The 24,851-nt window shown below is 62.8% G+C and carries 20 protein-coding genes and 2 pseudogenes; 11 read left to right on the plus strand and 11 right to left on the minus strand.

Annotated features, from left to right (window positions below):
- Window positions 1-208 precede the first annotated feature (208 nt).
- Genes ACE03M_RS12380 through ACE03M_RS12395 form a run of 4 tightly spaced genes read left to right on the plus strand, consistent with a single transcriptional unit; the run spans window position 209 to window position 4,938 of the window.
- Window positions 209-1,720: a GntP family permease gene (locus ACE03M_RS12380; RefSeq protein ID WP_485934180.1), complete on the plus strand. Its 1,512-nt coding sequence runs from the start codon at window positions 209-211 to the stop codon at window positions 1,718-1,720.
- Window positions 1,717-3,099, plus strand: coding sequence for a four-carbon acid sugar kinase family protein (locus tag ACE03M_RS12385; protein WP_485934181.1), 1,383 nt, complete (start codon window positions 1,717-1,719; stop codon window positions 3,097-3,099). Before ACE03M_RS12380 ends, ACE03M_RS12385 begins: the two co-directional genes overlap by 4 nt.
- A 34-nt stretch (window positions 3,100-3,133) precedes the next feature.
- The gene (gene pdxA / locus ACE03M_RS12390; RefSeq protein ID WP_485934182.1) at window positions 3,134-4,177 is read left to right on the plus strand and encodes a 4-hydroxythreonine-4-phosphate dehydrogenase PdxA; all 1,044 of its coding nucleotides are present in this window, start codon (window positions 3,134-3,136) and stop codon (window positions 4,175-4,177) included.
- 29 nt (window positions 4,178-4,206) lie between these two features.
- A complete protein-coding gene (locus ACE03M_RS12395) occupies window positions 4,207-4,938 on the plus strand; it encodes a DeoR/GlpR family DNA-binding transcription regulator (protein ID WP_485934183.1) in 732 nt (243 codons plus the stop codon).
- Between the two features lie 29 nt (window positions 4,939-4,967).
- Here ACE03M_RS12395 and ACE03M_RS12400 read toward each other — a convergent pair whose 3' ends face one another.
- Window positions 4,968-5,942, minus strand: coding sequence for an NADP-dependent oxidoreductase (locus ACE03M_RS12400; protein ID WP_485934185.1), 975 nt, complete (start codon window positions 5,940-5,942; stop codon window positions 4,968-4,970).
- A 253-nt stretch (window positions 5,943-6,195) separates the two neighbouring features.
- On the opposite strand from ACE03M_RS12400, the gene ACE03M_RS12405 reads away from it, so the two are divergent.
- On the plus strand, window positions 6,196-6,633 hold the full coding sequence (locus ACE03M_RS12405) for a type 2 periplasmic-binding domain-containing protein (protein ID WP_485934186.1): 438 nt from the start codon (window positions 6,196-6,198) through the stop codon (window positions 6,631-6,633).
- Window positions 6,634-6,651: 18 nt separating this feature from the next.
- Here the strand turns inward: ACE03M_RS12405 and ACE03M_RS12410 are convergent, their stop codons facing one another.
- From ACE03M_RS12410 to ACE03M_RS12420, 3 genes are read right to left on the minus strand one after another with little or no spacing between them, the layout of a single operon-like run.
- A complete protein-coding gene (locus ACE03M_RS12410; RefSeq protein ID WP_485934188.1) occupies window positions 6,652-7,569 on the minus strand; it encodes a dioxygenase family protein in 918 nt (305 codons plus the stop codon).
- 59 nt (window positions 7,570-7,628) lie between these two features.
- A complete protein-coding gene (locus ACE03M_RS12415; RefSeq protein WP_485934190.1) occupies window positions 7,629-8,699 on the minus strand; it encodes a maleylacetate reductase in 1,071 nt (356 codons plus the stop codon).
- Window positions 8,696-10,579: an FAD-dependent oxidoreductase gene (locus ACE03M_RS12420; protein WP_485934191.1), complete on the minus strand. Its 1,884-nt coding sequence runs from the start codon at window positions 10,577-10,579 to the stop codon at window positions 8,696-8,698. Before ACE03M_RS12420 ends, ACE03M_RS12415 begins: the two co-directional genes overlap by 4 nt.
- A gap of 160 nt (window positions 10,580-10,739) precedes the next feature.
- Between ACE03M_RS12420 and ACE03M_RS12425 the strand changes: the two genes are divergently transcribed.
- Together ACE03M_RS12425 and ACE03M_RS12430 are read left to right on the plus strand one after the other, a co-directional pair.
- Complete coding sequence (locus ACE03M_RS12425) at window positions 10,740-11,741, plus strand: helix-turn-helix transcriptional regulator (RefSeq protein WP_485934193.1); 1,002 nt, start codon at window positions 10,740-10,742, stop codon at window positions 11,739-11,741.
- A 112-nt stretch (window positions 11,742-11,853) separates the two neighbouring features.
- Window positions 11,854-12,945 (plus strand): MFS transporter, encoded by a 1,092-nt coding sequence (locus ACE03M_RS12430; RefSeq protein WP_485934194.1) that lies wholly within the window; start codon window positions 11,854-11,856, stop codon window positions 12,943-12,945.
- Between the two features lie 30 nt (window positions 12,946-12,975).
- Here ACE03M_RS12430 and ACE03M_RS12435 read toward each other — a convergent pair whose 3' ends face one another.
- Window positions 12,976-13,890, minus strand: a complete 915-nt coding sequence (locus ACE03M_RS12435; protein ID WP_485934195.1) for a LysR family transcriptional regulator — start codon at window positions 13,888-13,890, stop codon at window positions 12,976-12,978.
- A gap of 186 nt (window positions 13,891-14,076) precedes the next feature.
- Window positions 14,077-15,192: a TAXI family TRAP transporter solute-binding subunit gene (locus ACE03M_RS12440; RefSeq protein ID WP_485934197.1), complete on the minus strand. Its 1,116-nt coding sequence runs from the start codon at window positions 15,190-15,192 to the stop codon at window positions 14,077-14,079.
- Between the two features lie 274 nt (window positions 15,193-15,466).
- On the opposite strand from ACE03M_RS12440, the gene ACE03M_RS12445 reads away from it, so the two are divergent.
- Together ACE03M_RS12445 and ACE03M_RS12450 are read left to right on the plus strand one after the other, a co-directional pair.
- Window positions 15,467-17,416, plus strand: a complete 1,950-nt coding sequence (locus ACE03M_RS12445) for a TRAP transporter permease (RefSeq protein ID WP_485934199.1) — start codon at window positions 15,467-15,469, stop codon at window positions 17,414-17,416.
- A gap of 25 nt (window positions 17,417-17,441) precedes the next feature.
- Window positions 17,442-19,058: a nuclease-related domain-containing DEAD/DEAH box helicase gene (locus ACE03M_RS12450; RefSeq protein WP_485934201.1), complete on the plus strand. Its 1,617-nt coding sequence runs from the start codon at window positions 17,442-17,444 to the stop codon at window positions 19,056-19,058.
- Between the two features lie 28 nt (window positions 19,059-19,086).
- Here the strand turns inward: ACE03M_RS12450 and ACE03M_RS12455 are convergent, their stop codons facing one another.
- The 4 genes and pseudogenes from ACE03M_RS12455 to ACE03M_RS12470 all read right to left on the minus strand — a co-directional run.
- The gene (locus tag ACE03M_RS12455; RefSeq protein ID WP_485934203.1) at window positions 19,087-20,649 is read right to left on the minus strand and encodes an AMP-binding protein; all 1,563 of its coding nucleotides are present in this window, start codon (window positions 20,647-20,649) and stop codon (window positions 19,087-19,089) included.
- 49 nt (window positions 20,650-20,698) lie between these two features.
- Complete coding sequence (locus ACE03M_RS12460; protein WP_485934205.1) at window positions 20,699-21,385, minus strand: TetR/AcrR family transcriptional regulator; 687 nt, start codon at window positions 21,383-21,385, stop codon at window positions 20,699-20,701.
- A gap of 2 nt (window positions 21,386-21,387) precedes the next feature.
- Window positions 21,388-21,522: pseudogene (locus ACE03M_RS12465) on the minus strand (3-hydroxyacyl-CoA dehydrogenase); the annotation flags it as partial.
- A 3-nt stretch (window positions 21,523-21,525) separates the two neighbouring features.
- Window positions 21,526-21,741, minus strand: a pseudogene (locus ACE03M_RS12470) (SDR family NAD(P)-dependent oxidoreductase); the annotation flags it as partial.
- Window positions 21,742-21,921: 180 nt separating this feature from the next.
- On the opposite strand from ACE03M_RS12470, the gene ACE03M_RS12475 reads away from it, so the two are divergent.
- Together ACE03M_RS12475 and ACE03M_RS12480 are read left to right on the plus strand one after the other, a co-directional pair.
- The gene (locus tag ACE03M_RS12475; RefSeq protein ID WP_485934207.1) at window positions 21,922-23,064 is read left to right on the plus strand and encodes a thiolase family protein; all 1,143 of its coding nucleotides are present in this window, start codon (window positions 21,922-21,924) and stop codon (window positions 23,062-23,064) included.
- A 37-nt stretch (window positions 23,065-23,101) separates the two neighbouring features.
- The gene (locus tag ACE03M_RS12480; protein WP_485934208.1) at window positions 23,102-24,268 is read left to right on the plus strand and encodes an acyl-CoA dehydrogenase family protein; all 1,167 of its coding nucleotides are present in this window, start codon (window positions 23,102-23,104) and stop codon (window positions 24,266-24,268) included.
- Here the strand turns inward: ACE03M_RS12480 and ACE03M_RS12485 are convergent.
- The coding region (locus ACE03M_RS12485; RefSeq protein ID WP_485934209.1) for a zinc-binding dehydrogenase at window positions 24,269-24,851 on the minus strand (583 nt) is incomplete at its 5' end.

The following is a 24,851-nucleotide window of genomic DNA, read 5'->3' on the forward strand; positions in this document are numbered from 1 at the left end:
ACGGAAGGTGTAAGTCGTCACACAGAAGGCCAACCATGGGGCACCCGCCCTCGTACCTCAAGCTGCGGCACACGTTGCATAGTTGCGCATGTATCGGCAATACTTGCTCATGCTGTTCAACTTCGTGTCAGACTCATCCGCTTCGCTGAGAGTCGACTCGGATCAATCCCGGCTCGCTGACCGAGTCGGCCTCACTGCGGAGGATCTCATGGATCTGCAACTCATCTTGGCGCTCATCGCCGGGATCGCGACGATCGTCGTCATCGTCTTAGCGACCCGCCTCGACGCCTTCATCGCGCTTCTCACGGCAGCGGTCGTCACCGGCATCGTCGCCGGTCAGGACCTGCTCTCGCTCATCGACGCCATCACCACCGGTTTCGGCAACACACTGGCCAGCATCGGCATCGTCATCGGCCTGGGCGTCGGAATCGGCAAGATCCTCGAGGTCTCCGGTGCCGCGGACTCACTGGCCCGCGCCTTCCTGAGCGCCTTCGGCAAGGGCCGCGAGCCTTGGGCCATGGGCACAGTGGGTTCACTCGTGTCCATCCCAGTCTTCTGCGACTCCGGCTACGTCATCATGAACCCGCTGGCCCGCTCGATCGCCCGCGTCAAGCGCGGCGGCTACGTCACCCTCGCTCTCGCCCTGGGCTGCGGCATGACGCTGACCCACCACATGGTCCCACCGACCCCAGGGCCGCTTGCCGCGACAGGCATCCTCGGCGCCGACATCGGTGCCGTCATCCTCACCGGCGCCATCTTCACCGTTTTCCTCCTCCCGGTCGTCGTCATCTACGCCCGTTGGATCGGACCAAAGCTCGAACCCGTGCTCAACGCAACGGTCAAGCACGATGTATACGGCTCGGTCACGACCACCTCGGCGGAAGGACATGCCACAGGCGAGACACGCGAAAGCGGCAGCGAGGATGCCGGCCACGGCGGAGTTGCCACCGCGACTGATGACAACGCGGACGCCGCAGGCTCTGGTGACGACGCGGACACCGTCAACAGCGAAACCGGTTCGACGAAGAAGCCCGGAGCCTTCCTCGGATTCCTCCCGCTCATCGTTCCCCTGCTGCTCATCGTCGCCAACACCGTGTCGACGGCCATCGACAAGAGCGATCAGGGTGAACTCTCCGGCGACGCCTACGAGCCTTCGTCCTGGGTCGCCCCGCTGGCGTTCCTCGGCAACCCGGTCATCGCGCTGATGATCGGCCTCGTCCTCGCCGTCTACACCTTGCTTCCCCGCGTGACCTCTCGCAATAAGGTGCAGAACTGGCTGGCCGATGCAGCTGCCTCGGCGGGTCTCATTCTGCTCATCACCGGTGCCGGTGGAGCCTTCGGCATGGTGCTCACCGAGTCGGGCGTCGGTGATGCCCTGGCCGAGGCGATCGCCTCGATCAGCCTGCCGGCCTTCCTCGTGCCCTTCCTCATCGCCTCCCTGGTGCGCATCGCACAGGGATCCGGCACGGTCGCGATGATCACCGCGGCCTCGGTCACCGCCCCACTCATCGCTCCGCTGGGTCTGAGCCCACTGGTCGCGGTCATGGCCTGCACCGCCGGCTCGATGGTCTTCTCCTACTTCAACGATTCCTACTTCTGGGTCGTCACCCGCTTCACCGGCCTCGACGGCATCAACGCCATCAAGGGCTGGTCGGGCATCACCACCGCCGTGTGGGCCGGTTCCATTCCGCTGCTGTTCGTGCTCGACTTGATCGTATGAGCCAGCGCAGCCCTCGTATTCTCATCGTCGCCGACGACCTCACCGGCGGCAACGCCTGCGGTGCTCTCTTCGCCGAGGCGGGTCTGCGGACCATCACCGTGACCGGGACGAGTCGGTCCGAGACGGTCAACCTCGATGACCTCCTCGACGACTACGACGCAGTCGTGCTCAACGCCGACTCCCGGCATCTGCCGCCGGAGAAGGCCGCCGAGCTCACCGAATCGCTGATCGGCATCACCAGCGACATAGACCTCGTTGCCTGCCGCATCGATACAACGCTGCGAGGCAATGTCGGCCCTTCTGCCCAGGCGGCGCTCAACGCTCGCAGAAGGGCAGCCGAAGCGGCCGCTGGACGCGGAGGACAGAAGAAGCGGGTCATGGGTCTCTGCGTTCCTGCGTTTCCCACAGCGGGTCGAACCACCGTCCAGGGCCAACAGCTGCTTGAGGGCCGACTGCTCGAGCACACTGAACTCAAACACGATGTCCGCTCCCCTATGCACACGTCCGATGTCGACGCGATCCTGCGAACCGGCACCGATCTCGATGCTCACCTCATCGAGATCTCGACGGTGCTGTCCGGGCACTGGGCGATTCGATCCGAGGTCCTCGATGCAATCTCCAATGGGGCTGACATCATCATCGCCGATGCCCTGACTGAGGACCACGTCAGACTTGTCGGATCTGTCGTCGCTTCGGTCACGAGAGAAATCGCAGAAGACACCACCGGGGCGGACAGCTTCGGCGCCCGTGCACGGGCCGGTCTGCACAACGGCGAGATCCTCGACTGGGTGACCGTCGACCCCGGTCCCGGCAGCCTCGCCCTCGCACTGTCCCTACTGCCGACTCGTCCCGCCGGTGCCATCCTCGGAATCTCGGGATCGGCCACTGAGGTGACACGAGCCCAGCTGGCCAAGCTCGCCGAGGATCCGACGATCGCCTTGATCCGCACCATCCTCGATGAGGAGAACCTCCCCGATGTCGACGCCACGCTCAAACGGGTCGAGGAGGTCACCTCGGCACGAGCGATCATCATCGCCACCGTACTCGAGCCCGGTGATCTGCTCGATCTCAGCAATGAGCAATCGGAGGTGACGACGAAGCGACTGGCCATGATTGCGGCCGCTGTCATGAGCTCCCTCGTGATCACGGGTCTCTATACGACTGGAGGCGATGTCACGGCCATGGTGATGAGAGCCGTGGGCGCAGTCGGCATGGAGATCGAGAAGGAGATCGTCCCACTGGCCGTGGGCGGTCGCCTCGTCGGAGGAAGCGCAGACGGTCTGCCGATCGTGACGAAAGGCGGACTCATCGGGGACTCGGGTACGGCTGCCAAGTGCCTCGACTACCTCATGGCGACCTCTCGCGTCGGACAAGGATGACATTTCACAGATGAAACCACACAAGGAGACTGACATGACCGCACCCGTACTCGCCATGACCGTGGGCGACCCTGTGGGCATCGGCCCCGAGATCACCGCGACCGTGCTCGCCGAATTCGCCGGCCGCGAGGACCAACACGGTGTCGCAGTAGCCGATCTGGCCGTGATGAAACGCGCCGTCGACGTCCTGGGACTCGACGTGGAACTGAGAACCATCACCGACTGGTCGACACCCGCTCCAGGTCAGGGCGTCATCGACGTCTTCGACATCGGCGTGCTCGGCGATGATCTGCCGGAATGGGGAGTCGTCGATGCTCGCGCAGGTCAGGCCGCAGTGACCGCGATCGAGGTCGCCACAAAGGCCGCGATGAATCGTGAGATCGCCGGCATCGTCACCGGCCCCATCAACAAGGAAGCCGTGTGGAAGTCCGGGTCGAAGCACCTGGGCCACACGGAGATGCTCGGCGAGCTCACCGGCGTGACCAAGCAGGACACGATGTTCGTCGTCGAGAACACGAAGGTCCCCGAACACAAGCTGCAGATCTTCTTCGCCACCCGCCACATGTCGCTGCGCAAGGCCATCGACGCGCTGACGATCGACACCCAGGTCGATTCCATCGAACGCGCCCACCGGGCCCTGCAGCTCTACGGTGTGGCCTCGCCGAGGCTGGCCGTCGCCGCGCTCAATCCGCACGGTGGTGAGAATGGTGCCTTCGGTGACGAGGAGATCGAGATTCTGCGTCCCGCCGTTGAGCGCGTCGTCGACTCCGGTCTCGAGGTGACCGGTCCGATTCCAGCGGACTCGGTCTTCCACCAGGGCTTGTCCGGCCGCTTCGACGGAATCCTCTCCCAGTACCACGACCAGGGTCACATCGCCTCGAAGACCTTCGACTTCGACGGCACGATCTCCGTGACCGTGGGCCTGCCGATCCTGCGCACCTCGGTCGATCACGGCACGGCCTTCGACATCGCCGGTCAGGGCATCGCCGATGCCGGCACCATGCGCTCGGCCTACACTGCAGCGATCGGCTACGCACCGTTCGTCGACGGCATCCGCGCGGAATATCTGCCCAAGTAACCAGTACCTGCCGAAGTAGGATTTTCACCATGGCCATTCGCACGGGCACACAGAAACGTCGAGAGGACATCCTGTCTCTTCTCAAGACCGGTTCGTGGACAATCTCCCGGCTGGCCGACGAGCTGGAGACCTCAGAGTCGACGATCCGTCGCGACCTGCGCGAGATGTCGGAGACCGGGGAGGTCATCCGCACCATCGGCGGAGCCACTGCCGCCGGCTATGTCGAACCTCCGCTGGGACAGCGGATGGAGGCCAACGCCGAGGCCAAGGATGCGATTGCCGCGGCCGCGATGAACCACCTCGGCGAGGGGACTGTGCGCACGGTTTTCCTCGACGCGGGGTCGACGACGGTGCGTTTGGCCGAGCGCATCCGCGATCGTCGTGATCTCACCATCATCACGCGCGGGCTCGAGATTGCGCTGGCTCTTGCCCACCCCATGGGACCGAAGGTCATCATGGTCGGCGGTGAGGTCTCGACGATGTCCCATGGGACGACGGGTGCGCTGAGCGACCATGCGCTCAGCCGACTCCACGTCGATGCCGCCTTCCTCGGTGCCGACGCGGTGGATCCTGCCAAGGGACTCGGCGAACCGACCCTCGACGAGGCCCGGACGAAGGAGCTCATCGCCGAACGCGCCCGGCAAGTCGTTGTCCTCGCGGACAGCTCGAAGGCCAGACGCGATGTGGCTGCATGGGCGCCCCTGCCCGAGGGGTGGATCTGGATCAACGAGCTCGGAGTGCATGGCCGGAATCAAAGCTGAACATCGCGCAGAGGGGGTCACCTCCTGGCTCACTCCATGGTCAGCACCAGTTTGCCAGTCGTCGCGTTGGTCTCGCCTGCCTCATGAGCTTTCGCGGCATCGGTCAGTGCGAACGTGTCTGCGATCGTAGCCCGCAGCTGTCCGGTCTCGACAAGAGCAGCGATTTCGAGCATGCCCGCCTGATCGGCTTCGACAAGGATGGTCTCACCCCTGACTCCCAGGGCCTCGGCCTCCTCGAAGAGGCCCTTGGCCGGGACAGGAACCGTCGACACCATGATTCCACCTGGCTTGAGAGTCCGAAGAGAACGCAGCTGGTAGTCACCGCCGATGGTGTCAAAGGCGATGTCGATATCGCGAGCCGCCTCGACGAAGTCCTCCTCGCGATAGTCGATCATCTCGTCAGCACCCAGGCCGCGGACGAAATCGTGCTTCGGCGCACTCGCTGTTCCGATCACATATGCTCCACGCGCCTTCGCGATCTGCACCGCCACGTGCCCCACTCCGCCGGCCGCGGCATGGACGAGAACCCGGTCGCCCGCAGCGATCTTCGCAGTGTCGACCAGGGACTGCCACGCGGTCAGCGCCACGAGTGGGATGGCTCCCGCCTGCACATGGTCGACGGTGCCCGGCTTCGGTACGAAGGCTCGTGTCGGACCCACCGCGTATTCGGCGTGCGCACCGACGCCGAAGGGATAGGGCAACATCCCGAAGACCTCATCGCCGGGCTTGAAGAGAGTCACTCCGACACCCACCTGTTCAACGACCCCTGACACGTCCCAGCCGAGGACGAATGGTGGGTCGGGGAGGAAGCGGGGGCCGCTGCGGTGCTTCCAATCCGTGGGATTCACGCCTGAGGCTTTGACCTCGATGAGGATCTGGCTGGGCCCCGGTTTCGGCTTGGGCAGCTCCACCTGGTGAAGAACCTCGGGTCCACCGAATTCGGTCTGACTCATGGCCTTCATCATCGCTGTGTCTGTGTGGGCGCTCCTGTTTGCGTCAGTCATATCCTCATCATGTCCGATGCCGAAGATCGACACCAGTGCATCGGGGTACTCAGGCCCATTCAGGTGCTGGCGCAATGTCGACACGGGTGCATGTCCACGGCTGGCTTCCCTCTTCGGGCTAGGATTCCAACAAGGCTGCCTCGTCCTGCAAGAGGCGTTCCCGACGAGGAAGACGAGAACATGACTGACCGAAAACCGATCGCTCAGACCATCACTGGCTTTTCAATGCACTGAGCGAGCTTCACAGCTCTACATGTCAGATGCGACTGTTCAGGACGGGAAGACCCCGATCACCCTGTGTGAGAACAAGAGCAGATACGACTCGGTGAAGAAGATCAATGATGAAGCGGTCGACGTCATCACACCTGTAGGCGGCACCAATGAAGATTTCGCCGAGGACAACTTCCCCGATGCCAACGTCATCAAGTGGGACGACAACAACACGATCTTCGACCAGATCATCGCTGGAGACGCAGACGTCATGGTCACGGATGCACCGGAGACGAAATGGGTCGCGCACACCGAGAAGGAACTGTGCGCAGTCAATCCCGGCAAGCCGTTGTCCTTCAGCGAGCAGGGCTATGCCGTGCGCTTCGGCGACGAGGAAATGCTCCAGTACGTGAACACTTGGCTGCATATCGTAAAGAACGACGGAACGTATGACAAGGCCGAAGAATCGTGGTTCGGTTAGGCCGACATTCCGGCGGCTTCAGGCCCCGTCAGGTGCCAGCACAATGTCGAAGCGCGCCCGCGACCAGGTCTGGCCTGCCAGGTCACGACCGTCCGGAGTGGGGGTGTCCGCGGATTGCTGTTCGAAGTTCTTGATAAGTGACTCTTTGACTCCGAAGACGGTGTCCGAGGTCAGCAGCTCATCGCCCTCGACGAAGATGTGGGTGATAAGGGTGCGCATCTGGGGTGCGGTGACCATGAAGTGCAGGTGGCTGGCCCGCATCGGCGAGCGCCCTGTGTCGGCAAGCAACTGGCCGACCGGTCCGTCGTCTGGAATCGAGTACGGCGTCGGAGTCAGGCCCCAGAAGCGGAACGAACCGTCCTCCTCGGCGAACAGGTGTGCCCGTCCATAGACCCGGTCGTCCTCGTGTTGGACGTCGTAGAGTCCTTCCTCGTCGGCCTCCCACACCTCGATGCGGGCTCCGGGAATCGGATTGTCCTCGGTGTCGCGAACGACCCCTTCGACCCAGCTGGGCTGGCCTGCCCCTCCCCCGGCGATGTCGCCACCATTGTCGATCAGTGGTGCGTCGTCGACGAAGAAGGGACCGAAGACAGTCGCCTCGGTGGCGTTCTTGTATGGCTGGTTGCTCACATTGATCGTCTGCATGGAGGCGCCGAGGACGTCGGAGAGGAGGATGAACTCCTGTCGCTGGTCATCCGTGATGTCCCCGACCTTCGTGAGGAACTCGATCGTGGCGGTCCATTCGGCCTCGGTCAGTCGCACGTCCCTGATGAAGCCGTGCAGGTGTTTGACCAGGGAGGTCATGAGCTGGGTGAGTCGTTCGTCGGTGCAGCCTGCGAACGAGGCCGTCACCGTGTCGATGAGCCTCTCTTCCACTTCGGCCGGGGTGAGCCCCTGGGCTCCGCTGGCTGGTGTGGTGTCATTGCTGTTCGTCATGGTGTGTCCTCCCGTGGTACGTCAGAACTGGGGCCGGTGCTCGGCTCAGCGGTTGGTGTTCAGCTCAGGGTTGCGGGGTCGCTGCCGTTCAGTGCCGAGGTCAGCAATTCATTCAGCTTTTCGGCGGTGACTTCACGCGGGTTGTTCGCGGGAATGGCCTGCAGCGACAGTTCGGCTGCTTGGGTGACGTCGGCGGCGGTGAAGCCGAGTTCCGACAGCGCCGTCGGTGCGCCGACAGCGCCGCGAAGTCTCTGGAGCCCGTCGAGTGCAGTCGGTGCGCCGAAGGCTGCGGCCATGCGCTGCTCCGCGTCTCCGGCGGCCGGAGCATTGAAGGCCAGAACGTAGGGCAGGATCGTGGCGTGCGTCTGCGCGTGCGGCAGGTTGAAGGTTCCGCCGAGCACATGGGCAATCTTGTGATGCATCCCCGACCCCGCCGAGGCGAACGCCACCGCAGCGAGATAAGCGCCGTAGAGGGTGCGTTCGAGTCCGTCGAGGTCCGTCGAGTCTGCCCGCACCGACGGCAGCCCCTCGTTCAGCGCCCGAATCCCTTCGACGGCAAGCGCCTGGTTGATCGGGTCGACTCGAGGACCCCAGAGCGAGTCGATGCAGTGCGCCAGTGCGTTGAGCCCGGAGGCCACGGCGAGGTCGCCGGGCAAGTCACGGATGAGTTCAGCATCGTAGACGACTGTCGCCGGCAGAACCATATCGTCGATGCCGGTCTTTTTGCGGGCGTCCTCGGTTCGGCCCCACACGTTCGTCGCTTCCGAACCGGAGAACGTGGTCGGTACGGCGATGATCGGGACCTTCGTCTCCAGCGCCACCGCTTTGCCCAGTCCTGTCGCTGAACCGCCTCCGACGGTGACGACGAGGTCGATGTCCTTGTCACGAGCTGCGGCAACGGCCCGATCAGCCACCTCGGCGGGGACGTGCATGACGACTTCCCGGTGCCACAGGGCCACGGTGAAGTGCTCGTCGAAGTCAGCGACCTTCTCGGTTGCCGACTTGGAGATGATGACCATGACGTTGTCTGCGCCGAGTCGGTCGATCTCAGCGGCGATCTTCTCCGCGGCTTCTCCTGCGCCGAAGATGACCCGTTGGCCCAGTGTCGTGTGTTCGAAGTTCAAAGTCATGAGCGAACTGTCTCCTTGTCGTGCGAGTCTGCGTGTGCCCGGCTGCCTCCGAGGCTCGGATTCCCACCGAGGTTCGACGTCCTGCTGGTTGTTCGGCCCAGAACCGATGACAGTGCTTGTTCCAGCTCCGCTGCCGGATTGTCCGGCAGGCTCTGGATTCTCCAAGCGATATGTTTGTCGGGGCGTACGAGTATGGCACCATCCTCGGCGATGCCGCGCACTCGATCCCAATCGAAGTAGAGGTCGGTGGTGTCCCGGTCGGGTCCGATCACGATCGTGTCGATGCGAACGCCGAGGCGGTCACTGACTTTGAGTGCTGCATCTTCCCAGGCTGCCCCGGTCGTGCCGGTGAACACGGTGAAGCGTGCGTAGGCGGCGAGGTCGTGGGTCGAGTGCTTGTCGGCCGAATCCCCGATCCACACATGAGGCAGACGAACCCCGGGGTCGGTGCAGGCCTCGTAGTAGAGCTGCGGGTCCCGTGGGTTCGGGGTCGGCTCCCGGTCATCGGTGACGACGGCGGTTGAAGCGTAGCGCTGTCCGAGTTCGACGCCGTGAGCGTTGAATTCGTAGTTCTTCAGCTCCATGGCCTCTCTGACCTTTGCCCGCTTGTTCGCTCCTGCGGCCGAGTTGTCCTTCCGGGAGGCGATGGCGGCATGCATCTCGTCTTCGGATTGGCCTGGTTCGAGTCCGAGAGCTTCGAAGAGCTGTCCGAACTCGCGGCCGGACTGGTTGGCGCGGGTGACGATCTGTTTGGCCACCGGTGCTCGTTCGACGCTGTAGGTCTCAAGCAGCGAGTCCTCGGCCTGTCCGTTGACGACTGCTGCGATCTTCCACGCCAGGTTGTAGGAATCCTGGATCGAGGTGTTCGATCCCAGTCCGTTCGACGGCGGATGCTTGTGCACCGCGTCCCCGGCGCAGAAGACACGTCCATTCTGCAGGTGGGTCGCATACTGTTCGTTGTTTCCCCACAGGGAGATGCCGGTGATCTCCGCGTCGAGGTCGGGCACACCGATGAGGTTGCGCACTACTTCCAGGGCATCGGCTTGGGTGACGTCCGGGGCGCCTTGGCTGATGTCGAACCCCCAGACGATGAGCCATTCGTTCCACGGTCGGATCATACGGACGAGTCCGGCTCCGATGCCGCCGATGTTCGACCCCGGCTGGACGACCCAATAGAGGACGGAGGGGCGGTGTCCGACCAGCTCCGCCAGGTCTGCCTTGAAGGTGATGTTCATCGATCCGGCGATGTCCATCTCTCCTTCGAGGGGCAGCTCAATGTCTGCGGCCACCTTCGACCGTGCCCCGTCGGCTCCGATGACGTATTTGGCACGGATGGTGTATTCGCTTCCGGTGAGCCGGTTGAGCACACGCACATTCACGCCTTCGGCGTCTTGTTCATGGTAGAGGTACTCGGTGGAGAACTGCGTCTGTGTCCCACGCATCGTCGCATTCCTGACGAGGATGGGTTCGAGGTAGGTCTGGGGAATGTCGCAGTTGAGTGAGGGTGAGGCCAGCTCATAGTCGGCGTGCCTGGCCGGATGATTGCCCCACGTGAGGATCCTGCCGATCTCATCGCCGGCGATCGAGGTGCAGAAGACGGTGTCGCCGATCATGTCATGCGGGGTCGCGTCGGCCAGTACCTGATCTTCGATCCCGACGTCGCGGAAGATCTCCATCGTGCGCTGGTTGGTGATGTGTGCCCGCGGCGTGTTTGCCGTCCACCGATACTTCGTGATCATGATGTTGTCCACCCCGAGGGTGGAGAGGAAGAGTGCTGCCGAGGCTCCTGCCGGGCCTGAGCCGACGATGAGGACGTCGGTGTCGACGACCTGCGATTCGGGGGTGCGGGTCTCTGCGACTCCGTCGTTGAAGATGACCATGATGGTGCTCCTTGCCTGCTGCTGCGGTGAAACATGGCGTTGATCCCACAGCCTGCCATTCCGGCCCCTTCGGAGCACGAGCGTGGAGAGAACATGGCCGAAATCGTCAAAAATGTGAGTGCTCACACGTCAGTGCCCAGTCACGACTACCATGGTGGACATGGTCAGCGGAGGCAGGGCAACGGCGAGCACAGTCGACGGTTCGCGTTCCCTGGCCGCACCAGAACAGACCTGGTTCTCCACCGACTCCGTGCCGCCGAGCCGCCGGATCGCGGAGTGGGAGACTCACCACGCCAGCATGCTCGTCGGGCTGAGAACTCGCTTGGGCACAGGCACACAGCTGCGTGCACAGACCTCAACGCTGCGACTGCCCCGGATTCGGGTCGCGAAGGTCAACGGCAGCCCGCATTCCGTGCGCAGAACGGCCGAAGACGTCGCCGCCCACCCAGTATCGGGAGTCATCGTCTACATCCCCCTGCAGGGCATCAACGAATTCACCCACCGCACCGGGTCGATCACCGTCGGGCCCGGACGCGGTCTCGTCTGCGACGGCGACACGGCGTTCGCCCGCACCTTCCCTCAGGGCGTCAGCGAACTGGTCATCCAGCTCCCCCGCGAGACGCTGTCCCAGCTCACCGACACAGCCTCCTTGCGACGGCCGACACCGCTCTATCTTGATCCCGACCATCCTTCCAACCATGCGGCTCGTGAACTCACACAGCTGGCCGCTGGTGCTCTGGACCGCGGGCTGCGTCACGGGCAGAGACTCGAGACTCGCCTGCTCGATCTTCTCTCCGGTGTCATCTCACGACCGCTGACGGACACCGGGCCCATCCAGGAAGCCTTGGCCGTGATCTCCGAGTCACACTGCGATCCGAAGCTGAACGCCTCTTGCCTCGCACAGTTCATCGGCGTCTCAGAACGCCAACTCTCCCGATTGTTCTCCGCCACTGGTCGCAGCGTCCCGCAGACCATTCTCGATGCGCGCCTGACCACGGCACACCGCACACTCGCCGACCCTGCATGGGCCACGGCGCCCATGGCCGAGATCGCCTCTGCCTGCGGGTTCGGCTCGCAGGCTCAACTCTCGCGCGGCTATCGCCTTCGCTTCGGAATCGGTCCGCTGCGTCACCGGAAACAGCTGCTGGAGGACGCGGGATAGCTGCACGGTCAGCGCCGGGGCTGGGCCAGCAGAACCATCGGAGCCAGCGAGTGGCGCATGATATGCGCGCGGTCCGAGTTGTGGCAGCGGGGCACCAGCGAGATCGGCAGCGGTGAGCAGTGGACGAGACGATCGGTCGTACTGCCGAGGACGATCCGCCCCAACGGCCCACGCACAGAGGACTCGTGCACCGATCATCCTCGTCCTCCTCCGCGTCATCCAAGGCTTCTCCTCGGGCGGCGAATACGGCGGTGCCGCGACGTTCATGGCCGAATACGCCCCAGACAACCGCCGCGGATTCTTCGGCAGCTTCCTCGAATTCGGCACCCTGGCCGGCATGGCCGCCGGTTCGCTCTTCGTTCTGCTGCTGCAGCTGGGTCTCGGTGAAGAGACCATGATGGATTGGGGCCGGAGGATTCCCTTCGTCTTCGCCGGCGTCCTCGGCGTGGTTGGTCTCTACATGAGGACCAAGCTCGACGAATCCCCTGTCTATGAGGAGCTCGACGACAACGACCAGGGCAAGTCGGTCAAGGAAGTCTTCCGAATTCTCTTCACCGACTACTGGAAGCAGCTGCTCATCCTCGGCGGCATGGTCGTCGCCGTCAACGTCGTCAACTACACGCTGCCGTCCTATATGCCCGCCTACCTGCAGGATCCGGTCGGCATGGACTCGAACTCCGCGCTGACGGTGATGTTCCTGGCCCAGGCGTTCATGATGATCCTCATTCCGTTCGGCGGAATACTCTCGGACAAGGTCGGACGCAAACCAGTCTGGTACTTCTCTCTCATCGGCCTGTTCGCTGCAGCCATTCCGATGTTCATGCTCATGGCCAACGGCTTCGTCTGGGCACTCATCGGCCTGGCCGTTCTCGGCATCCTCTACATTCCGCAGATCTCGACGATCTCGGCTACGTTCCCGGCGATGTTCCCCGGACCGGTGCGCTTCGCGGGATTCGCGATCTCCTACAACGTCTCGACCGCGATCTTCGGCGGCACCGCGCCCTCAGCCAATGAAGCGATCATCGGGGCCACAGGGAACACGATCGTGCCCGCCTACATTGTGATGGGTGCGTGTGTCATCGGCTTCATCGCAACCATCTTCATGAAGGAAACCAAGGGCGCGTCGCTGCGCGGCTCTGGTCTTCCCGAAGAGTGCGCCGACATTGTCTTCGAAGAGCAGGAACTCGTCGACGAGTCGAAGTGAGGATCGAGTGGACCCAACGAGCAGCACCAGTCAAAATCGTTCACTGGTGCTGCTCACCGTCGGCAGGACGGTCTCTGCAATTGCCAACACGGCAGACAACGACGCGCTTCCATGAGTCCGCAGATGCGCAAGGTAGACCACCGACGCTTCGTCCACAACGTCGAGTGGAACTGTCACAGTGCCGGGCTCACGCATGGTTTCCGCGACCGAGTCAAAGGTGATGGTGATTCCCATGCCCGCAGCTATCAGGGCAGAGATGGTCTGAGCGTCGGGAAGCTCTAGAATCACCCGAGGTGAAAAGCCTGCGTTGTGGCACAGTCGGATTGTCGTCTCGCGAAGCGTCGAGTTCGGGTTCGCTGGGAGAGAGAGCAGGTCTTCATCTGCCAGTTCATCGACGCGAATGAGTTTCCTCTGGGCGAGACGGTGCGAGTCAGGCAGGGTGACGACGGGGCGTTCGATCAACACGGGCCGCCCGGTGATGGTCGGCGGCTGCCGGGTCCACCTCACAAGAGCAAGATCGAGGCTCCCATCAGCCAGCCGGGTCAGTCCTTCGTCGGCGAAGACATTGGATTCAATGGCGAAAGTGATGCCGGGATGGTCTTCGTATGCCGCCGCCACCAATGAGGCGGCCATGCCACGCGAGGAAGCGCGTGCAAATCCGAAGCCCAATTGCCCGACTTCTCCAGTCGCCGCGCGTTTCACCGAATCGACCGCCACGCGCTGCAGACTGATCATCTGTCGAGCTGGTTCGAAAAGTGCCAACCCTGCCGGCGCCAGGCGCACGTGTCGAGTCGTCCGCTGGAACAGGGTAGCGCCGAGCTCTTCCTCAAGTTGCCGAATCGTCCGACTCAGCAACGACTGCCCCATCCCCAGACGTTCCGCAGCCCGACCGAAATGCAGCTCTTCTGCGAGCGCCATGAACACACGCGCCTGTTGAACTTCCACTCTTCACCTTCCACGCCGTTCGTACTCGCCACCTTGGACGAAAGGACTTCCCCGCAATGACGTCTGTTACTGCGTGAAACGCAGGTCGGCGATGTTGCAGTCGGCCCAGTACGCGATCAGTCAGCCGCAGATCCGCGCCTGGCCGACTGGTGGTCTCAAATTCTAGACCCTGTTGAGCCTCGCCTCTTACAGATCAGCCGAGGCCTTCCACTCGCCCCACTTCTTGGGAATGTCGTCCCTTTTCGGTTTGGTCTCCATGAACTTCTTCCATTCCGCGCGAAGCTTCTCGCCACGCTCGATCAGCTCGTCATTGCGCTTCTGCGCTTCGTCCGTCCACTGACCGTTCTCCTTGAGCCACGCGATAGTGCCCGGGTGGTAGGGAATGACTCGAGGTGTGGTCTCAACCTCATCGGGCTTCCACCTCGGTGTGTTCAGCGTTGACGCTTCGTACTTCGGAAATGTCGATGCCATCGAGCTCACCAGCTTTTGCACCTCGTCTTCCGACGCATCTGCATACGTGGAAATCGGCAAGGTGTAGACGAATCCATGTGTGCTGGCGCCCTTCTCCTGACCTGGTGCATCTTCGAACGGCAGGATGTTGAGCTGCGGTGCCAACTTGTGCACCCGTTCGATTCCCTTTTTGTCTTTGGGGTCGAGTTCAATCCAACTGACGTCGAACTTCGACTCGAGCTCGAAGAGCGAAGAACCATAGACCTGCTGATAGAGAGCATCGATCTGGCCGGACTCAAGCGCTGCCGGCTGCTCCGAATAGGCGACGTCGACCAGCTCCACATCGTCCAGGGTCAGCCCCGCATATGCGAGGTAGGCTTCGATCTTTCCGTTCACTGAGGGGTTTGCGGTCACGTTGGGGATCTTCTTGCCCTTGAGATCGGCGGGGGTCTTGATCCCGTCAGACTTGCGGGTGAGCAGCGAGTGCGGCGACAGCGGAGCCCAGACGACCCGCAGGTCCTGTGGCCCCCAGTTCTCGCTGGCGAACTCGTTCTGGCCCTCGAACCCGAAGATGTACTCGTCACCGAGCCTGCCCATCTGGGCGATCCCGGCCTTCATCGGTGCCAGTCGGCCGATCGCCGTGTCGGAGGTGATGATGCGCAGTCGCGCGTCGGTATCCGTCGACACCGCATCCGTGACTGCGGCTAAGTCCGCATAGGTCGACGTTCCGGTGCCGTAGGTGGCGAATACCAACGGGTCGCGGATCCCGTTCACCTTCTTCGTCGGCGGGGTGCAGGCGCTCAGTGCCAGCGTAAGAGCTAAGAGAATTGCGAGTAATGCGCGAAACTTCATTGTTCGGCCTTCCACATCGGCATGGATCACGGTGTCGTTCTCAGTGGCACGAGCGAGGTCTCAGTAATTCAGACACGGACGTTCCGCTGACAGATATTGCAGAATATATAAACCTAGATTATTGTCATTCAAGTAATATATGCAACACACCACACTATTCGTTCGGGCACGTCTGCAACTTTCAAGGAAGAAGTGCAGACGTTCACGCCGACGGATCAGACTCAGCACCACGACACCGCCAGTGCCCAGGCCGCGAATCAGTTGAGGAACGACAATGAACGTCCGAATCACCCCTTTCTGGAAAGCCATCGTCATCACGCTCACCGTGATCGGCGTGCTCGTTGCGATGAACCAGGCGTTCTTCTGGAATCCGGGCGGGATCTCGTTGCTGAAGAACGCGTACATGTACGCCGTCCTCGCCGCGTTTCTTCCCGTCGTCTTCATCGTCTTCCCTGCGAAGAAGTCGCAGAACGACAGACCAGTCCCCTTCTACGACATCGCGTTGGCCGTCATCACCTTGGCCACTTGCGCCTACTTCTGCGTCAACGCAGAGAATATCGTGACCCTGGGATGGGACTACGCACCGGTGCCCACTGCCTCAGTGCTGTCATTCGTGTTCTGGATCATTGTGCTCGAAGCGCTGCGCCGGACTGCGGGCCTCGTCGTCACGATCATCGCCCTGGTCTTCTCCCTGTACCCCATATTCACGGCCTACATTCCGATCCCGTTCCTGCAGGGAATCCCCTTTGACATCAAGACTGCTGCACAGATCCACGCCATGGGAGTGGATTCCATCTTAGGACTGCCTCTCCAGACCGGTGCGACTATTCTCGTCGGCTTCCTGCTCTTCGGCGTCGCGCTTCAGCACTCCGGCGGGGCCACGTTCTTCTACGATCTGGCGATGGGCCTGTTCGGCCGCTTCCGAGGCGGCTCTGCCAAAGTCTCAGTCATCTCTTCGGCATTCATGGGGATGATGAGTGGGTCCGCCGTCTCCAACGTGCTCACCACTGGTCCGATGACTATCCCGGCGATGAAGAAGGCGGGCTTCACCGGACGCTACGCGGCTGGCATCGAAGCGACGGCTGCCACCGGCGGTACGATCATGCCGCCGATCATGGGCACCGCCGCGTTCCTCATGGTGTCCTTCGTCGGCGTCCCCTACGGACAGATTGCACTCGCCGCTGCCATCCCGGCTCTTCTGTACTACATCGGAATCTTCGTTCAGGCTGACGCCTATTCTGCCAAGGCGGGCCTGAAAGGTGTTGCGAAGAGTCTTCTTCCCGATGTCGGCAAAGTCGTCGTGCTCGGTTGGGCATATCTGGCTGCCCTTGTCGGCCTCGTCCTCCTCCTGGTGATCCAAAAGAATGAGAGCCAGGCTCCTTATTGGATCGTTGGGTTCCTTCTCGTCGTGGCGGTCTTCTCCAAGAAGCACCGCATGGGCATCAAGGGATTCGGAAAATTCCTCTTCAGCTCGGGTAGGACAATTGCCGAAATTCTCGGCATCATCGCCGGCGTCGGTCTGATCGTCGGCGGTCTGTCGATGACCGGAGTGAGCTTGTCGCTGGCTCGCGAACTCGTCAATGCGTTCTCCGGCAACCTCTTCCTTGTCCTCATCGCCGCTGCCATCACGTCGTTTGTTCTCGGCATGGGCATGACGGTGTCTGCGGTATACGTCTTCCTCGCCATTGTCATGGCGCCGGCGCTTGTGGAGCTGGGCGTCAATCCCATCGCGGGCCACCTCTTCGTCATCTACTGGGCAACGGTTTCCTACATCACTCCCCCAGTTGCCCTCGCGTCCTTTGCCGCGGCGAACATCGCGAGAACTCCACCGATGCAGACTTCCCTGGTCGCGATGCGCTTGGGCGCCGTGAAATATGTGGTCCCGTTCGCCTTCGCCCTCAATCCTGCCCTCGTCGCGCAGGCACCTTTGCCCGAAGTCTTCATCACCTTCGTCTTCGCCATCGTCGGGGTTTTCTTCCTCGGATGCGCCTTCGAAGGCTGGCTGGTCATCGTCGGACGGAGGCCCAACTGGGTGATGCGGGCCCTCCTCATCGTGGCTGGATTGCTGACCTTTGCGCCGCAGTTCGCATTTTCGGTCATCGGAGTTGCCATCGGAGCCATCTGCTTCCTCGTCACCCGCTTCTGGAACCTCGGGGGTGAGCATACTCCGCTCGGAATCGACAAAGACGCTCCTTCAGAAGAATCCGTGCTTGCTGAGAAATAGTCCTATCCTCGGCTAGTCTCAGGCTATGGTCACGGTGATCCCGCAGCAGCCTGATTTCAATGGTTCCACCGCCGAGGAGGCAGTGTGGAATGCCCTGTGCGAGCAGCTTCCCGACGAGACGACGATGGTTCACGGCCAGCGCCTGACCGGAGATGATAAGGACGTCGAGATCGACATCCTCGTGCTCTGGCCAGGCTTCGGCATCGCTGTCGTCGAGGTCAAGGGCGGTCGGGTCGGAGTCGAGGACGGTCGTTGGATCACGCAGGATACTCAAGGTCATCGCAATCGGCTCAAGGTCTCCCCCCTTGAGCAGGCGATGGTCGCCAAGCACACCCTCGTCGGCTATCTGCGGACTCGAGTCTCGGCAATGCCGGGCCCCATCAGTCACCTCGCCGTCCTCCCATACACTCAGCCGCCGCCGGACTGGGACCAACCGGATGCACCGAGGCGGCAGCTCGTCGACTCCACCCAGCTCAACTCGATCGCAGCGGCGATCTCGACTCAGCTGCGCTTCGACTTCGACCCTGCGCGTGACAATCTCGATACGCCCCACGAATTCGTCCTCAAGAACCTGCGCCGGACGAATCAGGCGGTCGAGAACGTCAGCCTCAGAGCTTCCGAAATCTCCGACCGCGCCGATGCGCTGAGCCGGGAACAGGCAAAGCTCATCAGCATTCTGCGCCATCAGAATCGTGCGGAGATCAGCGGCGGTGCGGGTTCGGGGAAGACTTACCTGGCGCTGCACAAGGCCAGGGCGCTGACTCAGGCAGGCAAGAAGGTCGCGCTCATGTGCTACTCGCGTGGCCTGGGCCGGTTCCTCCAACTCTTCACCACTCAATGGCCGGAGGAGGATCGTCCCGCATATGTGGGCCTGTTCCACGACCTGCCGGTCTCCTGGGGAGCGGCTCACGGCAGCGATGACGACTCCGACTACTGGGAGCACAATCTTCCTCTGCAGCTCAAGGTCCTTGCCGATGAGCGGCCGCGCACGAGCCTCTTCGACGCGATCGTCATCGACGAGGGTCAGGATTTCAGCCTGCTGTGGTGGGAGGCGGTCCAGTCCTGTCTGCGCAATCAGGTCGAGGGAATTCTCTATGTCTTCACCGACGAGAGACAGCGGATCTTCGGCCGTGAGGGAGCATCACCGATCACGATGAATCCCATCCAACTCGATGAGAATCTGCGCAATTCCGAACAGATCGTCGCCGGCTTCTCTGACCTCGCGTTCGAACCGCCCATTTCCCGCAACGGGCCCGGTGAGGAGATCGAGTGGAGCGAAGTCGACATCGACGACGCCCTCGCCGAGGCGGATTCACAGGTGGAATCCCTCATGGACGCCGGGTGGAACCCCGGCGACATCGCACTGCTGACGACCGGAAGCCGACACCCGGTCCAACGAGAGATCGTCGAGACCGAGGGGACGTCGGCCTACTGGGACCAGTTCTTCGCCACCGAGGACGTCTTCTACGGACACGTCCTCGGCTTCAAGGGCCTCGAACGCCCCGTCGTGGTGCTGTGTATCAACGGGTTCCGCGACCCTGACCGCGCATTGGACATGCTCTACGTCGGAATGTCGCGGGCGACGACGAAACTCGTCATCGTCGGTGACATGGGTGTCTTCGACCAGGTCTACGGTGCGTGAGAACAACTGACCATCAGCACAGTGCGATTCACCCGGCCATCGTCGCAGGATCCGGCAGATTGCGCTTGATCAGCTTCCCGGTCGGAGTTCGCGGCAGTTCGGGGACGAAGTAGAACTCGCGGGGAATCTTGAACCGAGCCAAGCGATCGCTGAGCCAGCTGCGAGTCTCTTCGGCCTGCCCCGCCTCGGCGACGCCATCGGCCAACTGCACGAACGCGACCGGAACCTGCCCCAGCTCATCATCGGTCTTGCCCACCACGGCGACATCGGCGATCGAAGGCCGCAGCGCCAACGCATTCTCGATCTCCTGCGGGTAGATGTTGACTCCCCCGACGATGATGAGGCCCGTGGTGCGTTCGACGATGTAGAGGAACCTGTCCTCGTCGAGGTAGCCCATGTCCCCTGTCGTCGCCCACGTGTCCGGATGATCCGGGTGCCTGGAGGCCGCGGTCTTCGACGGGTCCTTGTAGTACTCGAACAGTGCCGCCGTAGCTTCGAAGTAGATGACTCCGATCTCACCGGCAGGCAGCTCCTCTCCATCTGGTCCGCAGATGTGAACGACGCCCTTGACCCCGTCACGGCCGACCGAGCCCGACCTCTCCAGCGCCTGCTGACTGTCGATGATGGTCAAACCATTGCTCTCGGTCGCGGCATAGTACTCATAGACCACCGGACCCCACCACTCGATCATGGCCCGCTTCACCTCGGGCGGGCACGGTGCGGCGGCGTGGATGGCGACTTTGAGACTAAAGACGTCGAAGGAGCATCGAATTTCCTCGGGCAGCTTGAGCATCCGGATGAACATCGTGGGCACCCACTGCGAGTGCGTGACACGGTGCTTCTCGATCAGGCCCAGAGCCTCCTCAGCGTCGAACCGGGGCATGACGACGACGGTCCCGCCCTGTGAGTGAGTCGTCATCACGAACCGCAGCGGTGCCGCATGGTAGAGAGGCGCAGGCGAGAGGTAGATCGTCTCATCGTCGAACCCGTAGAGGGCGCGGAACAGGCTGATGAGCGCAACGTCCTCGTCCCCGATGAGCAGATCGGTTGCTCCGGGCAGGATGCCCTTCGGTCGTCCGGTCGTGCCCGAGGAGTAGAGCATGTCGTCACCACGAGGTTCGACTTCGGGTCTGATTGCCGAGGCGGCCGCAAGCACCGCCTCATACTCATCCCAGCCGGCGAAGACCTCCCCCGCCTCACCGTCGGGAACAGCATCGATGCGGATCCTGTTCTCGACCTGCTGGCACCCGGCGGCGACCTCGCTCGATTTCTCCAACCGGGTCGACAGGAGGAGAGCTCGAGCATCGCAGTCATCGACGATGTAGGCCGATTCCGCTGCAGTCAGGTGAGAATTGACGACTGTGATGATCACCCCGGTGCGCAGTGCTGCCCACAGGGCCTCGACGATCTCGAACCGGTTCTCTGCCATGACCGCGATGTGATCGCCCTTCTCAAAGCCTATCGAGCGCAGGTGGTTGGCCAGCCGCAGGGACCGGTCCTCGAGCTCGCCGAAGGTGAGCACCGCCTCGGTATCAGCCATGATGAGGGCGGGCTTGTCGGGGTTCTTCACGGCCCATTTTCCTGGATACATGTCACTTCCTTGTCATCGTCGACATCGGTGGTCATCGGGTCGGTTCAGGTCAGCCCTCGACAGGTGCATCGGTCAGGAGAGATCGTGCGATCTGCTGCCAGGTTGCGATCATCGGTTCGGTCTGGGGGTCGAGATGGGAGAACGTGTAGGTCACGGCCATCCCCCGCATGCTCGAGAAGAGCACGGAGAACAGGTGGTCGTACCCTGGCTGTGCTGCGATGACCGGGCCGAACAGCTCGCGGGCGTTCTCCCTCACTCTCTCGAACACGTTCTTCTCGTGAGCTCTGACCTTGTCGGCGAGCGCATCGTCGGTCCGCGACGCGATCCACAGCTCGAGTGCAGTGAAGAAACTCGAGTGCATCAGTCCCGCCCACAGGGTCGTCACGGCCCAATCGGAGCGCGCCTCCACCTCGCCGACGGGCGGACGCCCCCTGACCAGGGACCGGCTGAAGCCGTCGGTGCGGTCTTCGAGATTCCGGTTCAGACGCTGTTTCCCGAGGCGCGCGACCGCAGCCGTGAGCAGCTCCCGCTTCGACGGAAAATGGTGCAGAAGCCTGCCCCGGGTCACGCCGGCCTTGGCCTGGATCTTCATCGTGGTCGTCGCCGAATATCCTTCGGCGAGAAGGCATTCGATCGTCGCATCGAGGATGAGTTCCTTCGACCTCGCGGTGCGGTCTGCCTGGCCCACTCGGTCGGACTGCCTGCTTCCGGCACCAGCTGCTTCGGGCTGACTCACAGTCACTTCGGGGCCATCCGGATCGCACCGTCGAGCCTGATGACCTCCCCATTGAGCATCGGGTTGGACACGATGTGCTCAGCCAGTGACGCGTACTCATCGGGGTCGCCGAGGCGGGAGGGATGGGGCACCTGCTCTTCGCTGGTGACGTCGGCCGCGAAGAAATTGGCGTTCTCGCCGAGTTCGGCGGCCGCATCGTCCCCGCGTGAGCTCGGCAGGTCGACAATGAGCACTTTGCCCCCGGCCGCCAGCAGTCGCTTCGCCGTGGCCAGGCCGAGCCCCGAGGCTCCGCCGGTGATGAGCGCAACCTGGTCGCGAATCTCCATCTGATGACTCCTCTGCATGCGACTCTGCATTCGCCGAGACCAACACCTGGCGAACTTACGGTCCGTCTTGACTGTTTCTCATCTTCGTGAAAATCTTAACGCACGATCAGTTACCTGGGTCACATTTGTCACAGCAGATCTTTTCGTCACTCGGTGCAGAAGCCGGCACAGGAACCGGCACCGCACGATCACCGTCACAGAGGAGCACAGATGAACGACGCAGTCATCGTCGCCGCACGACGCACCCCGACCGGCAAGCGCAAGGGCATGCTCTCGGGCATCCACCCGGCCGACCTGGGCGCCACCGCTGTGGCCGACGTCGTTGCCCAGACCGGAATCGATCCGGCAGCCATCGATGACGTCATCTTCGGATGCGTGTCCCAGTCCGGCGAACAGACCGGTGACATCGCACGCACCGTCGCCCTCTCCGCCGGACTCCCCGAGTCAGTTCCCGGCGTCACCGTCGACCGGCAATGCGGCTCCTCGCAGCAGGCCGTGCACTTCGCTGCCGCCGGGCTCATCGCCGGTCAGTACGATGTCGTCGTCGCAGGCGGCGTCGAGTCCATGTCCCGCGTACCCATGGGCTCATCTGCCGGCGGCGCGTCCCCGTACGGGGAGAAGTTCAACGCCCGCTATGACAACGTCAAGCCGAATCAGGGCATCGGCGCTGAGATGATCGCCGAACAGTGGAAGCTCAGCCGAACCCAGCTGGACGAATTGGCCGTGCGTTCCCACGAGCTCGCAGCAGCAGCCACCGACGCCGGTCGCTTCGACTCCCAGATCATCCCCGTGCCCACGCAGGCCGGAGAGGTCAGAACCGATGAGGGCATCCGCCGTGGTTCCAGCGTGGACACGCTGGCCGGTCTCGACAGCGTGTTCAAACAGGACGGCGTCGTCACTGCAGGCAACGCCTCCCAGATCTCCGACGGTTCGGCGGCCCTGCTGCTGATGACCTCGACCAAGGCCAAGGAACGGGGCCTGGCTCCGATTGCGAAGGTGCACACAGCAGTCCTCGCCGGCTCCGATCCCGTCATCATGCTCACCGGCCCCATCCCTGCGACCGCGAAGGCGCTGAAGAGATCCGGGCTCTCCATCGACGACATCGGAGTCTTCGAGATCAACGAAGCCTTCGCTTCGGTGCCCCTGGCTTGGCTGGAGGAGACCGGTGCCGACATCAACCGCCTCAACCCGAACGGCGGGGCCATCGCGCTGGGCCACCCCCTCGGCGGCTCGGGTGCGAGGCTGATGACGACGATGATCCACCACATGCAGCAGCAGGGGATCCGCTACGGTCTGCAGTCGATGTGCGAGGGTGGCGGACAGGCCAACGCCACCATCCTCGAACTGCTCTGAAGCTGCTTGAACCCGATCGACGAAGAGGACACCACCTGTGAAGAGAAACCTGTACAACGAGGACCACGAAGCCTTCCGCAGCACCGTCGCTGCCTTCCTCGACCGTGAGGTCGTACCCCATGTCGAGGCCTGGGAGGAAGACCATCTCGTCGACAGATCGATGTGGAAGAAGGCCGCCGAGGCAGGCGTCATCGGCCTGACCATCCCCGAGGAATTCGGTGGGGCCGGGGTCGATGACTTCCGGTTCGAGATGGTCCGGGCCGAAGAGATCGCCCGCCGAGGTGTCGGCGGGACCACGAGCGGATGGGGCGTGTCCGACGGCATCGTTCCCGGCTATCTTCTGGCCTTCGGCACTCAGGCTCAGAAGGAGAAGTACCTGCCGGGCCTGGCCTCGGGCGATTCGATCGGTGCGATCGCCATGACCGAACCGAATGCTGGCTCAGACCTCCAGGGCATCACGACCAAGGCCGTACACGACGGCGACGACTGGGTGATCAACGGTGCGAAGACCTTCATCACCAACGGCTATCACTGCGACTTCGTCATCGTCGTCGCACGCACAAACCCCGATGCCAAACCGTCCCAGGGCACGTCCCTGTTCATCGTCGATGACGGCACACCGGGCTTCGAACGAGGACGCAAGCTCAAGAAGCTGGGCATGGATGCCCAGGACACCTCGGAGCTGTCGTTCTCCGATGTGCGTGTGCCCGCCGATGCCCTCCTCGGCGAGCTCGACCAAGGCTTCATCCACCTCATGGTCAACCTGCCGACCGAACGCATGCTCATCGGATCCGGGACTTTGGCGGGCGCCCGAGCAGCACTTGCGTGGACGGGCGAGTACGTCTTCACCAGGCCGGCCTTCGGACAGATGATCGGTGACTTCCAGAACACCCGCTTCGAGCTCGCCGAGCTCGAGACCCGCGTCGATGCCCTCGAAGCATTCGTCGACCGCTGCGCCCTGGCGCTCAACGCCGGAGAACTGTCTCCCGTCGATGCGGCCAAGGCGAAGTACCTCGGGTCTGATCTCGAGATCGAGGTCATCAACCGGTGTCTGCAGCTCTTCGGCGGCTATGGCTACATGCTCGAATACCCGATCACCCGGGCGTTCAAGGACAGCCGCGTCCAGGCCATCTTCGGCGGATCGAACGAGGTGATGAAGGAACTCGTCGGCCGCGATATCGCCAAGCGCTACCGCAGGAAGTAGTCACTCGCCGTTGACTTCGAGGAGGACCTTTCCTCTGACGTTGCGTGAGTCGAGTTCGCCGATCGCCTTCGCAGCGTCGCTGAGCGGGTAGGTGCCGTGGATCGGGGGATTGAGCTTGCCAGCAGCCACATAGTCAGCGATCGCGTCCCACTGTTCGGCGATGTAGCCGGGCCGCTCGCGGGTCGCGGCACCCCAGGCCACGCCGTCGACGGAGATGTTCTTCAGCAGAAGGCGGTTGACCTTGACCGAGGGGATCTCACCGGCGGTGAATCCGAGGACGAGAAGTCGACCGTAGGGCGCGAGGACTCGGGTCGAGTCCGTGAAGCGGTCCCCGCCGACCGGGTCGAAGACATAGTCGACCCCGTTCGGGTAGATCTCCTTGGTCGCGTCCTTGAAGCCCTCTGCCATGACCACATGTGTGGCGCCGAGCTCGCGCACGGTCTGGGCCTTGGCCTCAGTCGAGACCACGCCGATGACTTCGAGGCCGATGGCCAGCGCCATCTGCACCGCCGCCGATCCGAGTCCCCCGGCTGCGCCATGGACGAGGATGGCCTGTCCGGCCTTCGCCTGCGCCCTCAGGCGC

It is taken from the genome of Brevibacterium sp. AGC70, from assembly GCF_057334195.1.